General features: G+C 67.1%; 11 protein-coding genes. All 11 read left to right on the top strand.

Features of this window, described 5'->3' with window-relative positions; translation table 11 throughout:
* Window position 1 precedes the first annotated feature (1 nt).
* The gene (gene gspD, locus LC407_RS18965; RefSeq protein ID WP_223483408.1) at window positions 2-2,212 is read left to right on the top strand and encodes a type II secretion system secretin GspD; all 2,211 of its coding nucleotides are present in this window, start codon (window positions 2-4) and stop codon (window positions 2,210-2,212) included.
* A 552-nt stretch (window positions 2,213-2,764) separates the two neighbouring features.
* Entirely contained in the window at window positions 2,765-3,619 is an 855-nt protein-coding gene (locus tag LC407_RS18960; protein WP_223483407.1) for a glycosyltransferase, read from the top strand.
* Window positions 3,616-4,455: a glycosyltransferase family 2 protein gene (locus tag LC407_RS18955; protein ID WP_025876688.1), complete on the top strand. Its 840-nt coding sequence runs from the start codon at window positions 3,616-3,618 to the stop codon at window positions 4,453-4,455. Before LC407_RS18960 ends, LC407_RS18955 begins: the two co-directional genes overlap by 4 nt.
* Before the next feature lie 109 nt (window positions 4,456-4,564).
* A complete protein-coding gene (pncB, locus tag LC407_RS18950; RefSeq protein WP_033830318.1) occupies window positions 4,565-5,752 on the top strand; it encodes a nicotinate phosphoribosyltransferase in 1,188 nt (395 codons plus the stop codon).
* 237 nt (window positions 5,753-5,989) lie between these two features.
* Complete coding sequence (locus LC407_RS18945; protein WP_025876684.1) at window positions 5,990-7,528, top strand: BcsE family c-di-GMP-binding protein; 1,539 nt, start codon at window positions 5,990-5,992, stop codon at window positions 7,526-7,528.
* Window positions 7,525-7,704, top strand: a complete 180-nt coding sequence (bcsF, locus tag LC407_RS18940) for a cellulose biosynthesis protein BcsF (protein ID WP_025876682.1) — start codon at window positions 7,525-7,527, stop codon at window positions 7,702-7,704. The genes LC407_RS18945 and bcsF overlap by 4 nt, the downstream gene beginning before the upstream one ends.
* On the top strand, window positions 7,701-9,329 hold the full coding sequence (gene bcsG, locus LC407_RS18935) for a cellulose biosynthesis protein BcsG (protein WP_025876680.1): 1,629 nt from the start codon (window positions 7,701-7,703) through the stop codon (window positions 9,327-9,329). Before bcsF ends, bcsG begins: the two co-directional genes overlap by 4 nt.
* Window positions 9,329-9,508, top strand: coding sequence for a cellulose biosynthesis protein BcsR (bcsR, locus tag LC407_RS18930; protein WP_025876678.1), 180 nt, complete (start codon window positions 9,329-9,331; stop codon window positions 9,506-9,508). The genes bcsG and bcsR overlap by 1 nt, the downstream gene beginning before the upstream one ends.
* Entirely contained in the window at window positions 9,505-10,260 is a 756-nt protein-coding gene (gene bcsQ, locus LC407_RS18925; RefSeq protein WP_033830323.1) for a cellulose biosynthesis protein BcsQ, read from the top strand. The genes bcsR and bcsQ overlap by 4 nt, the downstream gene beginning before the upstream one ends.
* Entirely contained in the window at window positions 10,257-12,881 is a 2,625-nt protein-coding gene (gene bcsA, locus LC407_RS18920; RefSeq protein ID WP_025876674.1) for a UDP-forming cellulose synthase catalytic subunit, read from the top strand. The genes bcsQ and bcsA overlap by 4 nt, the downstream gene beginning before the upstream one ends.
* The gene (bcsB, locus tag LC407_RS18915; RefSeq protein ID WP_025876672.1) at window positions 12,878-15,250 is read left to right on the top strand and encodes a cellulose biosynthesis cyclic di-GMP-binding regulatory protein BcsB; all 2,373 of its coding nucleotides are present in this window, start codon (window positions 12,878-12,880) and stop codon (window positions 15,248-15,250) included. Before bcsA ends, bcsB begins: the two co-directional genes overlap by 4 nt.
* Window positions 15,251-15,253: the final 3 nt, after the last annotated feature.

Genomic DNA, 15,253 nt, shown 5'->3' with positions numbered 1-15,253 from the left:
CATGAATCTGCGTTTTCTTCCCTGGTCCTTCGCCCTGACGCTGCTGGTCGGCTGCAGCACCGTGTCGGCCCCGCATGTGCAACGCAACGGCAACCTGCAGCCCTCGGCCAGTGCCGGCCAGTCTGCCGTCGATGCGCAGACCGAAGCGGCCGATCAAGCCCAGGGGGCGCCGCAGGCGGTGATCCGCCGTGGCACCGGCACCATGATCAACCGCGAAGCCGCGCGCAAGCCGTCGCCCGCGCTGCATGCGGCCAGCTCCGGTGAGGCGACCTTCAACTTTGAAGGCGAGTCGGTGCACGCGGTGGTCAAGGCCATCCTCGGGGACATGCTCGGCCAGAACTACGTGATCGCCCCGGGGGTGCAGGGCACGGTGACGCTGGCCACGCCCAAGCCGGTATCGCCGGCACAGGCACTGAACCTGCTGGAGATGGTGCTGGGCTGGAACAACGCCCGCATGGTCTACAGCGGTGGCCGCTACAACATCGTCGCCGCCGACCAGGCACTGGCCGGCACCGTGGCGCCGAGCACCGCGCCGGCCTCCAGCGCACGCGGTTTTGAAGTGCGCGTGGTGCCGCTGCAGTTCATTTCCGCCACCGAGATGAAGAAGGTGCTGGAGCCCTATGCGCGGCCCAATGCCATCGTCAACGTCGACAGCGGCCGCAACGTGATCACCCTCGGCGGTACGCGTGCGGAACTGGAGAACTACCTGCATACCGTCGAGATCTTCGACGTCGACTGGCTTTCGGGCATGTCGGTGGGTGTATTCCCGATCCAGTCCGGCAAGGCCGAGCAGGTCGCGGCGGATCTGGAGAAGGTCTTCGGCGAAGAGAGCAAGACGCCCAGCGCCGGCATGTTCCGTTTCCTGCCGCTGGAAAACGCCAATGCAGTGCTGGTGATCACCCCGCAGGTGCGCTACCTGGACCAGATCCAGCAGTGGCTGGACCGCATCGATACCGCCGGCGGCAGCGCGCGCCTGTTCTCGCATGAACTGCGATACATCAAGGCACGCGACCTGGCCGAACGCCTCAGCGAAGCCTTTGCCAGCAGCGGCAACCGCGGCGGCTCCGGCTCGGCATCGCTGGCGCCGGGTGCCATTCCGTCGCAGCTGGGCAGCGAGGGCGACCGCGGTATGGACGCGGGCAACAGCAGCAGTTTCAACAACCAGGTGGGTGGCGGCAGCAGCAGTGGTAGTGGCAGCAGCGCCGGCAGCCTGAACCTGCCGCAGCGCCAGTCGGGCAACGTCAGCATCAGCCTGGAAGTGGAAGGCGATCGTGTCGGCGTGTCGGCGGTGGAGGAAACCAACACGCTGCTGGTGCGTTCGACGCCGCAGGCCTGGCGCTCGATCCGCGAGGTGATCGAAAAGCTGGACGTGATGCCGCTGCAGGTGCACATCGAAGCGCAGGTGGCCGAAGTCGGGCTGACCGGCGACCTGAAGTACGGCGTCAACTGGTTCTTCGACAATGCCGTGGCGGGGCGCGCGCTGACCGGCGCGCTGTCCGGGTTGACCCTGCCAGCAGCGGCCGGCGGCTCCTGGAACACCTTCGCCGGTGCGGTGACCGGTACCGATGGCGCCGGCTGGGCGTTCACCGGGCACAACGGTGCAGCCGTGGTCAGTGCGCTGGACAAGGTCACCGACGTGCGCCTGCTGCAGACGCCCTCGGTGTTCGTGCGCAACAACGCCGAAGCCACCCTCAACGTGGGCGACAAGGTGCCGATCAACACCACCACGGTCAACACCGGCATCGGCACCAGCAGCTACAGCTCGGTGCAGTACATCGACACCGGCGTGATCCTCAAGGTGCGCCCGCGCGTAACCCGTGACGGTACGGTGTTCCTGGATATCGTGCAGGAGATCAGCAGCGCATCGGACGTGCCGGAGAACTGCAATCCGCAGGAGCGCAACTGCAATCCGCGCATCTCCACCAAGAAGCTGGCCACCGAGGCGGCGGTGCAGAGCGGGGACACCATCATGCTGGCCGGCCTGATCACCGATTCGGCCACCGATGGCAGCAGCGGCATTCCCGGCCTGAGCCGGATTCCGGTACTGGGCGCGCTGTTCGGCCAGAAGAGCCGCACCAGCCGTCGTTCGGAAGTGATCGTGCTGCTGACCCCGACCATCGTCCGCAACGGCCAGGAAGCCCGCACCCTGACCGACGAGTACAGCCAGCGCTTCCGCGCGATGGAACCGCTGAACCAGCCGCGCAGGAAGTAAGCCGGCCGGGCTGCGCCCGGCACCCTCCGAAGCCGAAGCCGAAGCCGAAGCCGAAGCCGAAGCAACGGCAACGGCAACAGCGGGCATTCCGTGGGATGGCGGGGCGGTGTGGGCTGGCAGGACACGCCGTAAACCCGTCCCTGGGGGCTCGATGGCGCCATCCATGGCGCCAACGGTCCTGCCAGCCCACACCGCCCCGCCGCCGACAGATTCCGTGGGCTGTTGGTAGGTGTCGACCTTGGTCGACACATCTTTCAGATATCGAAATACAGGAATGGGATCTGACCCCAGGAGTCGTTCAGACAGTTCGCGGAAAACTGTCGAAGGTGGGGGGTGTCGGATTGCGGGGTGTCAGCCGCATGGATGCGGCTGCCAAGCCTACAAGGACGTACTTGCGGCGTCCCCGCAATCCGATACCGCCCCGCCATCCCCCAGGACCCCAGCTGTTGCTGTTGCTTCGGCCCTGGCTTGAAGCCTCTGCGGGTGCCGGGTGCAACCCGGCCGACACCCACCCGATGCTACGCTGTGGCCACCGACAACCACGGAGGCGGGATGGGGGCGATCGTGTTGTTGCCGCTGGGCGTGGACGACGCGGTACTTGACCGCTGCCTGGCCGCGCTTGATGCCGGTACCGCAGCGGGAACATCGATCTGGCTGGCCGATGACGCACAGGCCGGGCCACGTGCACAGGCGGTGGTCGAACACTGGCTGGCACATACGCCGTTGCAGGCCGAATACACCCGCCGCGCGCGGCCGCTGGGCGAGGTTGCCCACCTGGACGAAATGCTGCGTGCCTGCGATGGCCTGGACGTGGCGGTGCTGGCCCCGGACAGCGTGCCCGCACCGGGATGGCTGCAGCAGCTGCAGGCCACGTTTGCACGCGACGCGGCCATTGCCACGGCCACGCCGTGGTGCAACGTGGGCGAAACCGCGGCGTGGCCGCGCTTGGGTGAGCTCAACCCCGAACCGGGCGACCCGGCGCTGTTGGCACATGTCTGCGCCGCACTGCCGAGCCTGCATCCTGAACTCCCTTCGGCGGTCACCCACGCCGTGCTGGTGCGCGCCAATGCTCGGCGGCGCGCCGGTGGCCTGGATACAGAAAGCTACCTGGGCTGGAACGCGGCGCTGGTCGATCTGAGCCTGCGCATGGCTGGTCTCGGTTGGCGCAACGTGTTGTGCGAAAACGCCTTCGTCAGCCGTGGCAGTGAAGCGCCCAGCCGCGACGGCGATCTGGAAGCACTGGCCGCGCGCTGGCCGGGCTGGGTACCGCGGCTGGCTGACTTCCTGATGCACGACCCGCTGCACACGCTGCGCCAGGACCTGCAGCACGGCCTGCAGCAGGCGATAATGCCGCGCGGGCAGGGCGACCTGTTCGTCCCGCCATCACCGTTGGAGCCGCCTGTTTGAATTCCGCCATTGCCGCCATCGTCGTCACCTACCAGAGCGGCAGTACCATCGATGCGTGCCTGTCGCGGCTGCGCCAGGCGCAGGACGTGGCCGAGATCCGGGTGGTCGACAATGGTTCGCTGGATGACACCCTGGAAGTCGTGCAGCGCCACGCCAGCCATGATCCGCGTGTACGTTTCATCGCCAACCCGGACAACCCCGGTTTTGCCGCGGCCAACAACCAGGGCGTTGCCGATTCACGCAGCCCGTGGCTGGCCTTCATCAATCCCGACCTGATGGTCGAAGTCGATACGCTGGCAGCCCTGCGTGACTGCGCCAATGCGGTGGGCGACAGTCTGCTGGGGGTGGAGCAGGTGGACGAGCAGGGCCAGGCCGATGAAGCGGTACGGCGCCGTGATCCGGACTTCCTTGCCATGCTGCGCTCACCCGGTCGTGGCGCGCGGTTGGCCATTGCCCGCGACCCGGCGCAGCCATTGCAGCAGGTGCCGGCATTGTCCGGTGCGCTGCTGCTGATGCCGCGCGCCCTGTTTGATCGCATCGGCGGCTGGGATGCCGGCTACCGGCTGCACGCCGAAGACCTGGACTTGTGCCGCCGCGTGCGCGAGGCCGGTGGCGTGGTCGCCATCGCCAACGACCTGAAGGTGACCCACGTGCGCGGGGTGTCCAGCCGCTCGCGCCCGTTCTTCGTTGAATGGCACAAGCATCGCGGGCTATGGCGCTATTTCAGCAAGTTCGAAGCGCCGCAGCGGTCGTTGCCGGTGCGGGTGGCGGTGTGGGGGGCGATCTGGGCCCATGCACTGGTGCAGGTGCCGAGGTTGCTGCGCAGGTCGCTGTAACGCGCTGCCACAGGATCATCCACGCATGGCGTGGATCGACTGCAGAGCGCGTGAGGGCGCCACCTCCACCACGGACCCCTGTTCACCCGAACGGGCGCATAATTCCCCCATGCCTATCATCCAGTCCCTGCTCGACACCGACCTGTACAAGTTCACCATGATGCAGGCGGTGCTGCACCAGCACCCCGGCGCGCAGGTTCAATACCGTTTCAAATGCCGCACCCCCGGTATCGAACTGGCCCGCTACATCGACCAGATCGATGAGGAGATCGACCACCTGTGCAGCCTGCGCTTCAGCAATGAAGAGCTGGATTACATGCGTGGGCTGCGCTTTGTGAAGCCCGATTTCGCCGACTTCCTCGGCCTGTTCCACCTGGACCGCAAGTACATCCAGCTGCGCGCGTCGAAGACGGTGCCCGGCGAGATCGAACTGGACATCACCGGTCCATGGCTGCACACGATCCTGTTCGAAGTGCCGCTGCTGGCGATCATCAACGAAGTCTGGTTCCGCAACACCACCACGGCGGATTTCGCCGAAGGCGAACGCCGCCTGCAGGCCAAGGCCGCGCTACTGCGCGATACCCCTGGCTTCGAGCAGTGCCGCATCGCCGACTATGGCAGCCGCCGCCGCTACTCGCGCGACTGGCATGCCCGCCTGCTGCCGCTGCTGCGCGATGCGCTGGGCCCGCAGCTGGTCGGCACCAGCAACGTGCACTTCGCGCGCCTGTACGGCATGACGCCGCACGGCACCATGGCCCACGAGTACCTGCAGGCGTTCCAGGCACTGGGCCCGCGCCTGCGCGATTCGCAGGTGGCGGCGCTGGAGTCGTGGGCGCGCGAGTACCGCGGCGACCTTGGCATCGCCCTGTCCGACGTGGTCGGGCTGGATGCGTTCCTGCGCGACTTCGACATGTATTTCTGCAAGCTGTTCGACGGCGTGCGCCATGATTCCGGCGACCCGTTCGACTGGGGCGACCGCATGCTGGCCCACTTCCAGCTGCGCCGCGTCGACCCGCGCAGCAAGGTGCTGGTGTTCAGCGATGGGCTCGACATCACCAAGGTGATGCGCCTGTACGACTACTTCCGTGGCCGCTGCCAGGTGGCGTTCGGCGTGGGCACCCACCTGACCAACGATCTGGGGCCGACCCCGCTGAACATCGTCATCAAGATGGTCCGCTGCAACGGCCAGCCGGTGGCCAAGCTCAGTGACTCGCCGGGCAAGAGCATGTGCGACGACCCGGGCTACCTGTCCTACCTGCGCCAGGTGTTCGAACTGCCGGATCCGGCCCAGGCCTGATCGCGGTCGGTCCGGGGCCGCACCGCGGCCCGTGGCTGCCTGCATGTGGTGCTTGCCGTACATCGCGGGTGGCAGCAATTGACCGTGCCTTGATGCCGCAAGCATCAGGATCGACGGTATGATGCGCCCACAACCACACGAATGTGACGTGCGTCATCAAATGAGTTCCCTTCGCTGCAGTATCCACCCTGCAAGTCTGCCAATGGACCCACCGATGGCCGCTGAAAGGAACAACGCGTGACGGCGCCCCATCTTGCCATTGCCGGCATGCCGGCCGAATTCGTCGAAATGCGCGGTGGCAGCGTGTACTGGGTCGTTGCTGCTGGCAGCGCGCCGGCCGATCTGCTCGGCGCCAGTGCGTTGATCGGCGCGGGCGATCTTGATGACGTAGTGCTGGCAACGCTGGGGCGCGGCGTCGAGCCGATGTTGTCTCTGCTGACGCCCGAACAGGGCCCTGCACGGGTGCACATGTTCCAGTGCTCGCACCAGGGCATGCAGTTGGCCCTGCGCGGCCTTGCCGAGGACTTGCCTCGCGCTTCAGGCGCCACAACGCGCATGTGCATCGTGCAGTTCCCCGTGGCTGCACTGGACGGTTGGGACGACGCGCGTTTGTCGCGCTGGTGCCAGCGCCTGCAGCAGTGGGCGCAGAACGCCGCGCAGGTCCTGCTGCTGCTCTGCCATGGCGAGGTGGCCACGCTCGCTCCGCGTCTGTTGCCCTTGAACCGGAGCTGCGCCGGTGTCGCCCAGTTGCATCCACACCGTGGTGCACTGCAGCTGTTGCTGCATTACTGGACCAACAGCCACGGCGTCGTCGCACAACGTGCCTTCACCGTTGAACAAGTCGAGCAGCGTCTGCAGCGCTTGGTCGACCCCGAGGTTGAAGCGCCGTCAGTGGCGGGCGAGGGCGGCAGCGACCGCGACCTGTTCCTGGCCCAGGCCGATGTACTGGAAGGTGCCCCGCCGTTGTCGTCGGCCTGGCGCCTGTATGAAGGCTGGGCTGGCCTGATGCCTGCCGCGCTGCAGGCACGCGAAGCCACGGTGGTGGTCGCCATCAGCGAAAACGCACAGGTCGACGCCCTGGCGCGATTGCTGCATCGCCTGCGGCGTGAGCGCGGCGATGCTGTGAAGCTGGTGGTACGCGAACTGCAACCCTGCCTGCGCTACGCCGATGAGCGGCTGTTGCTGCAGTGCGGCGGCAGCCTCGTGGTGCCTGCCCACACCCCTTTGCCGCGCCTGTTGACCCTGCTCGATACCCTGCAGCGGCAGCGTTGGCAGGGCCAGTTGGCTGACGATCCGGAACCGTTGATCCGTGCGCACCGGCCGCCGTCGATCAGTGGCCAGGTCAGTGCGTCGCGCTTCCGCCAGATCGCCAGTGAACGCATCGACCAGGACGGCAGCGCCGTGGAGAGTGCAGTGCTGGCATTGCAGCCGGTGGCTGGCCTGCGCGCCGAGCAGACGCTGCAGCAGCTGCGCATCCGCCGCCAGGGCGACCTGGCCTGCGTGTACCGCGGGCAGGTGCGCCTGTTCCTGTTCGGCTGTCGCCGCGATGCCATCGAACAGGCGCTGGGCAACCTGTTCCGGCTGCCATGGCGCGAGCTGTTCGACGGTTACCAGCGGCTTGCCGAATACGATATCGCGGCGATGAACGCCAGCGGCAGCGATCCGGAGACGGAGCTGCTGCCGCAGCCTGCGGAACCCGCGCCGGTCGCAGTTGCGACGGTTGTAGCAGTGCCATTTGCAACGCCAACACCGTTGCGGCTGGGAGACGACACATGACCACCGACCAGCAGCTGTGGACGTTGATCGTCGCCTGCGCGGTATTGATGATTCCGTTCGGCGCGATGCTGGGCGTGCTGTGGCGAGGCCTGCGCCGACGCGTCGGTGGGTGGTTGCCGCCACGTCACCTGCGCCGGGCGGGCGTGCGCCAGCGCGCACCGCGGAGGCCGGCATGAGTCCGCAGGCATTGCCCGCATCGCCGTTCGCCTGGGCCGACCTGCGCGGCTGGAACCTGTACTTCCTGTCCAAGGTGGTGCTGGCCTGGATGGGTGCGCTGGACCTGAAGATCCTGCCCAACCTGCTGTTCCTCGGCGCGCTGCTGGTGCCGCTGCGCTGGCGCTGGGCGCGTATCGCGCGGACGGTGGTGGCTGTCCCCGTTGGCGTGGCGCTGTATTACCAGGACACCTGGTGGCCGCCGTTCCAGCGATTGCTGGCGCAGCCGGGCGTGCTCGACTTTTCTGCCGACTATTGGCTGGAACTGGCCCAGCGCTTCATCAACTGGCAGATGGTGGCGGTGCTGGCCCTGCTGCTGGTGGCCTATTACCTGCTGAAACCGTGGCTGCGCATCACCACCCTCAGCGTGCTGGGCATGCTCGGCATGGCGGTGGTTGCGCTGCCGCTGCCGGCAGACCTGGTCGCGCGACAGGGCCAGGCCGTGGCCGCCACCGGCAATACGGGCTCTGGTCGTGCGCCGCTGGCACCGGCCAGCAACGACAACCTCAACGCCTGGCTGGCAAGCTTCTACCAGCAGCAGTCAAGTTTGAAGACGGCCTTCCCGGCGCCGGCCAGCGGCGCGCCCTTCGACGTCATCATCCTCAACATCTGCTCGCTGGCCTGGAGCGACCTGGACGAAGTGGGGCTGCGCCAGAACAACCTGCTCGACCGCATGGACGTGGTCTTCGACGATTTCAATTCGGCAACCGCCTACAGCGGGCCGGCGGCCATCCGCCTGCTGCGCGCCAGCTGCGGGCAGACTTCGCACACCGCGCTGTTCGACCCGGTACCGGCCGAGTGCCAGCTGTTCTCCAACCTGCAGCGCCTCGGTTTCCAGAGCGAGCTGGCCATGAATCATGATGGCCATTTCGACGATTTCATCGGCGAGCTCTCCAAGTACGGCGGCCTGCAGGCCAAACCGATGGACATCAATCCACTGCCGCGCGCGCTGGTGGCGTTCGACAAGTCACCGTTGCGTCGCGATGGCGACGTGCTGAACAGCTGGTTCAAGCAACGCCAGGCCGAATCCACCCAGCAGGTCGCGCTGTTCTACAACACGATCTCGCTGCACGACGGCAACCGCATCGTCGGCGCCGATGGTCGTGCCAACGCTGCCGACTACAAGGCGCGTGCGCAGATGGTGCTCGGTGACATGGCCGGCTTCGTCGACGCGGTGGAGAAGAGTGGGCGCCGCGCCATGATCGTGGTGGTACCCGAACACGGTGCCGCACTGCACGGCGATCGCATGCAGATCCCGGGCATGCGTGAAATTCCCAGCCCGTCGATCACCCACGTGCCGGTAGGCGTGAAGCTGGTCGGTATGGGGGCACCTGCTGCCGGCGGCCCGCGCCACATTCCCGAACCGAGCAGCTACCTGGCCATCTCCGAGCTGGTGGCACGGGTCTACGCGCTCAACGCGCAGTCGCCGCCGGCCGACCGTGACTGGGACAGCCTGCTGAAGGGGTTGCCGCGAACGCCATCGGTTTCCGAGAACGAAGGCGCCAAGGTCATCGACTACGACGGCAAGCCGTGGCTGCAGCTGCAGGGCAGCCAGACCTGGAGCCCTTACCCCGAGGACAAACGCTGATGGCTGCCGACATTCTTGCGGTGCCCACCACCCTGTCGGTCGAGGAAGACGACATCGACCTGCTGCGGCGCAGCCTGAACATGCCGGAGATGCCCTACGTGGACTTTTCGGCGCAGCGCGAGCGCGAGCAGGCGCTGGCGCGCTGGCCGCTGCTGGCGGAACTGGAGCAGCAGCGATGAACACGCTGTTGTCCCTGCAGGGCGTGCATGGCGGCACCGGGGTAACCACCGTGCTGGCAGCGCTGGGCCAGGCCCTGCATGCGCAGGGCCAGCGCGTGCTGCTGGTCGAATGCAGCCCGGACCAGATGCTTGGCCTGCACCTGGGCCTGCCCGCAAAGGAAGCGGGTGGCTGGGCGCGTGCCCAGCTTGACGGAGGCGACTGGCGCGCGGCGGCCTTCGCCTGCGCGCCTGGCTTGGCCGTGCTTCCCTATGGCCGCGTCGATGACGCTGAGGCACTGCAGGTAGAGCAGTGGCTGCAGGCGGCGCCGGCCACCTGGGCCGATCGCATGCCGCTGTTGGCGCCGCAGTTCGACTGGGTGATGTTCGACCTGCCACAGCGGCTGCCTGCACACGTGGCTGCGATCAACCAGCATGCCGCTTGCACCTTGCCGCTTCGCCTGGCCTGTGTCGATCCGGCCAACCATGTGGCGCTGCAACGGCACAGTGCCGACGCGCGCCGTGTGCTGGCCAATCGCTACGATCCTGCTGTGCCGGTACAGCGCGACCTGATGCAGTTGTGGCTGCACTCGCATGCTGCGCGCCTGTTGCCGCAACCGCTGCATGAGGATGCGCGGGTACCGGCGGCGTTGGCCAGCAAGCAGCCGCTGGGCCGCTACGCGGCCGATTCGCTGGCCGCCGCTGATATCGATGGCCTCGCGCTGTGGTGCCTGGCCGAGTCTGCCCGGCGGCAGGCGGAGGGCGCGCACGGATGAGCGCGCGGGTGTACTACCTGCATTGGAGCCGCCTGCGTGATCGGGTACATGCGCCGTGGGCGACTTGCCTGGTGCTGTGGCTGCTGCAGGCCATCGGCTGGGCGTTCCTGCGCCTGGAAGCTCCGGCATGGCAGGCATTGGCGCCGCGCCTGCGCGGTGCCTTCCCGCAGTTGCAGGGTGACCGTCGCTGGCGCCCCGGCGATCCGATCCGCTTGCTGATCCAGGCGCTCTGGTTGTCGATCGTGCGCTTGGTGCCGCGCCCTTCGCAGCGCCGGCAACGCTTGGCGCGCGCGCGCCGGCAACGCATCGCCGAGCTGCGCGGTGCCGCCGGGCGTGGTCACCTGCGCTACGTGCGCGCAATGCGCGATGCACCCAACGAGGTCTGGAACAGCCGCTTCATGGCCTGGGCAAGCCAGCGCCTGCAGGGGCTGTCGCCGCGTACGCGCAATCTGCTGACGTTCCTGATCGGCCTGGTCACGCTGGGCCTGGCCGTGCTGTGCATCACCCAGCCGTTCACCTACTTCGCGCAGTTCGTGTTCGTGCTGCTGCTGTGGGTCATCGCCCTGCTGGTGCGGCGCATGCAGGGGCGCTACGCCACCCTGGTGCTGGTGGTGCTGTCGATCACCGTGTCCTGCCGCTACCTGTGGTGGCGCTATACGGCCACGTTGAACTGGAACAGCACCTTCGACCTGATCTGCGGGCTGGTGCTGTTGGCTGCGGAAACCTACTCGTGGCTGGTGCTGATGCTGGGGTATGTGCAGGTGGCCTGGCCGCTGCGCCGTCGCCCGGCGCCGCTGCCCGCCGATGTCCAGCAGTGGCCGACGGTGGATGTGCTCATTCCCACCTACAACGAAGACCTGGCCCTGGTGCGGCACACCGTGTACGCGGCGATGGGCCTGGACTGGCCGGCCGACAAGCTGCGCATCCACATTCTCGACGACGGCAGGCGCGAAGAGTTCCGCGCTTTCGCCGAACGTACCGGAGTGAACTACATCACCCGCACCGACAACCGACACGCCAAGGCGGGCAACCTCAATCACGCCCTGACCTTGATTGATGGCGAACTGGTGGCCATCTTCGACAGCGATCATCTGCCGGTGCGGTCGTTCCTGCAGGTCTCCTGCGGCTGGTTCCTGCGCGACCCGAAGCTGGCGCTGGTACAGACGCCGCACCACTTCTTCTCGGCCGATCCGTTCGAGCGCAACCTGCAGGTATTCCGCAGCGACCCCAACGAGGGCGAGTTGTTCTACGGTCTTGTGCAGGATGGCAACGACCTGTGGAACGCGGCCTTCTTCTGTGGCTCCTGCGCGGTGCTGCGCCGCGAGGCGATCGATGCCATTGGCGGCTTTGCCACCGAGACCGTCACCGAGGATGCGCATACTGCGCTGCGCCTGCATCGCAACGGTTGGAACTCGGCGTACCTGCGTATCCCGCAGGCGGCTGGCCTGGCCACCGACAGCCTGGGAGCGCATGTCAACCAGCGCATCCGCTGGGCGCGCGGCATGGTGCAGATCTTCCGCATCGACAATCCCCTGATCGGCAAGGGCCTGAGCCTGTTCCAGCGCTTCTGCTACGCCAACGCGATGCTGCACTTCCTCGCCGGCATTCCACGTCTGGTGTTCCTCACCGCGCCGCTGGCGTTCCTGCTGCTGCACGTCTACATCATCTATGCGCCAGCACTGGCCATCCTGTTGTTCGTGGTGCCGCACATGGCCCACGCCAGCCTTACCAACGCACGCATCCAGGGCAAGTATCGGCGGCCTTTCTGGGGCGAGGTCTACGAGACCGTGCTGGCCTGGTACATCGCACGGCCGACCACCATTGCGTTGTTCAGCCCGGGGCGCGGCAAGTTCAACGTCACCGACAAGGGCGGCACCCAGGCCGGTGACCGTTTCGACTGGCGTGTGGCACGGCCATACCTGGTGCTGGCACTGTTGAACGTGCTGGGCCTGTGCTTTGCGGTCTGGCGCTTCATGCACGGCCCGGCTGATGAACGCGGCACCGTGGTCGTCAGCTCGCTGTGGGTGCTGTACAACCTGCTGATCATCGGTGGCGCGCTGGCCGTGGCCGCCGAGGTGCAGCAGGTGCGCCGCACCCATCGCGTGACGACACGCTTGCCGATGGCTCTGCAGGTTCCCGATGGTCGCCGCCTGCGTGGCGTCATGCAGGATTACTCCAACGACGGTGTCGGCATCGAGCTGGGCGACGACCCGCAGCTGCTTGAGGGGCAACCGGTGCAGGTGCTGCTGGGCCGGGGCCGCCGCGAGTTTGCGTTCCCCGCACGGGTGCAGCGCAGCGTTGGCCATCGCCTCGGCCTGCTGTTGACGTTCGAGAATGAACGCCAGCGCGTGGAATTTGCCCAGTGCACCTTCGCCCGCGCCGATGCGTGGCTCGACTGGCACGCCGGCTATCAGCCCAAGAGCCTGCCACGCAGCCTGTGGAGCGTGCTGGTGCTGGGTTGGCGCGGTTACCGGCGGATGGGCGACTTCACTCCGTTCGACCTTGACCGTCCCGCGCACTGGAACCGTCGCCTGCTGCGCTGGCTGGCCAGTTTCGCCCCGCAACGTCCGCTTCCATCCCACCCGGCTGACCCAGCCGCTGATCCAGGGCTTCGTCCATGAGCATTCCGTCCTCTCTGCGCTGGCTGCTGCTGCCCCTGCTGGCCTTGCCTGTGGCCTCGGGCAACAGTGCGCCGGCCCCGGCACGCATGCCGACCACCGGTTCCACCCCGGACGCACCGGCTGCCCAGGTCGCCGTACCGACCCCGGTGGCGGCTGCAGCGGTTCCTGCGCAGCGCAGTGAAGCTGCACTGCCGCAGACCTGGGCAGGCAGTGCCTGGCCTTGGCAACGCGAAAGTACCTTCGCCCAGTTGGGTCGTCGCCAGGACACGCTGTTGTCGGGCGTGCGCAACGCGACCACCTTCGAATTCCAGGTGCGCCGCGACCGGCTCGCGCGCGAGGCCGAACTGGACCTGAGCTTCACACCGTCGCCGTCGCTGCTGCCGACCCTGTCGCATCTGCGGGTCTATCTCAACGATGCGTTGATGGGCGTGGTGCCGATCAGCAACGACCAGCTTGGCCGCCCGGTGCAGGCCAAGCTGCCGCTGGATGCGCGCCTGATCGCAGACTTCAACCAGGTGCGGCTGGAATTTGTCGGCCATTACACCGACATCTGCGAAGAACCCACCCACAGTTCGCTGTGGGTGAACCTGTCCAGCAACAGCACGCTGCGCCTGGGCGGACAGCTGCTGGCGATGCAGGATGACCTGGCCAACTTCCCGCTGCCGTTCTTCGATCCACGCGACACCGCGCGCCTGGAGCTGCCGGTGGTGTTCGGTGCCGCACCGACGTTGGCCCAGCAACGCGCCGGTGCCGTGATGGCCTCTTACTTCGGCAGCCTGGCCGGCTGGTGGCGGCAGGCGCGTTTCCCGGTCAGCTTCGGCCAACTGCCGGCGCAGGGGCATGCCGTGGTGCTGGCAGTCAATGGCAAGTTCCCGCCGGTGATCGCCAACCATGCACCGGTTAAGGGCCCGGTGGTCGAGCTGATGGCGCTGCCGGAGGATCCGCAGCGCAAGCTGCTGCTGGTGTTGGGCCGCAACGATGACGATCTGCAGAAGGCGGTGGCGGCGATGGCGGCGGGCAACGCGTTGTTCCGTGGCCGCCAGGTCAGCATCGACGAGGTCAAGCCGTTGGCCCCGCGCAAGCCGTACGATGCACCTAACTGGGTGCGCACCGACCGGGCCGTGCGCTTGGCCGAACTGCTCGACTACCCGCAGCAGCTGCATGCAAACGGCGTGTCGCCGCAGCCGATCACGGTCAACCTCAACCTGCCGCCGGATCTTTTCATCTGGCGCAACCAGGGCATTCCGCTGAACCTGCGTTACCGCTACACGCCGCCGTTCGGCAGCGATGAATCGCGATTGGGCGTAGCAATCAACGACCAGTTCATTTCCAGCTTCCCGCTGGTGCGCCGCAACGGCAAGCAGGGTCTGGAGGAAATCCGCCTGCCGGTGCTGGCCGGCGACGCCGGTGCCGACGACGGCCGCCTGCTGATTCCCTCGCTCAAGCTGGGCGACCGCAACCAGCTGCGCTTTGATTTCAACTTTGCCAGCGTGATGGGCAGTGCCCAGCGCGACCACTGCCAGACCGTGCTGCCGCCGAACCTGCAGGCGGCGATCGAAGAAGATTCGACCATCGACTTCTCCGGTTTCCACCACTACATGGGCCTGCCGGACCTGTCCGCATTCGCGCTCAGCGGTTTCCCCTTCAGCCGCATGGCCGATCTGTCCGAGACGGTGGTGCTGGTGCCGGCAACGGCGAGCGAGTCGCAGGTCAGCCTGCTGTTGAATCTGGTGGGCGGCCTGGGCGTACAGACGGGGTACCCGGCCTATGGCCTGCGCCTGTCCGACGACTGGAAGCAGGCCAGCGCACTGGATGCCGACCTGCTGATGCTGGGTGCAATGCCGGCAGAGCTGCGTGGCAGCGATCAGTTGTCGCTGCTGATCGATGACCAGCGTACGCGCCTGCTCAATGGCCAGTCACCGTCGCCGCAGCTGGCGATGGAGCAGGCCCGTCGCGGCAGCCGTGCCGGTGATCCGGCAGTTACCCAGGTGGCGGTCACCGCCGAAGCGCCCTTCGCGGCGATCATCGGCCTGCAGTCGCCGCATCACGCGCAGCGCAGTATCGTCTCGCTGGCGGCCAGCAATGCCGCCGACTACGGCCTGCTCGACGAAGCCCTCAGCGATACCGGCAAGCGCCAGGCGATCGCCGGTTCGGTGGCGATCCTGCGCAGTTCGGGCATCCACAGCCAGTTCGTCGGCGACCATTACTACGTTGGCGCGCTGCCGTGGTGGCTGCTGCTCTGGTACCACCTGGCCGACCACCCGGCACTGCTGGCGGTGCTGGCCACGGTGGTGGTGCTGATGGTGGCATTCCTGTTCTGGCGTGTGCTGCGCTGGGTGGCAGCCAAGCGGCTGGATCCGGGGCACTGATTG

It is taken from the genome of Stenotrophomonas sp. OVS01A (assembly GCF_019969775.1).
Lineage (GTDB): Bacteria > Pseudomonadota > Gammaproteobacteria > Xanthomonadales > Xanthomonadaceae > Stenotrophomonas > Stenotrophomonas indicatrix.
This window is presented reverse-complemented; position numbering and strand designations above follow the sequence as displayed.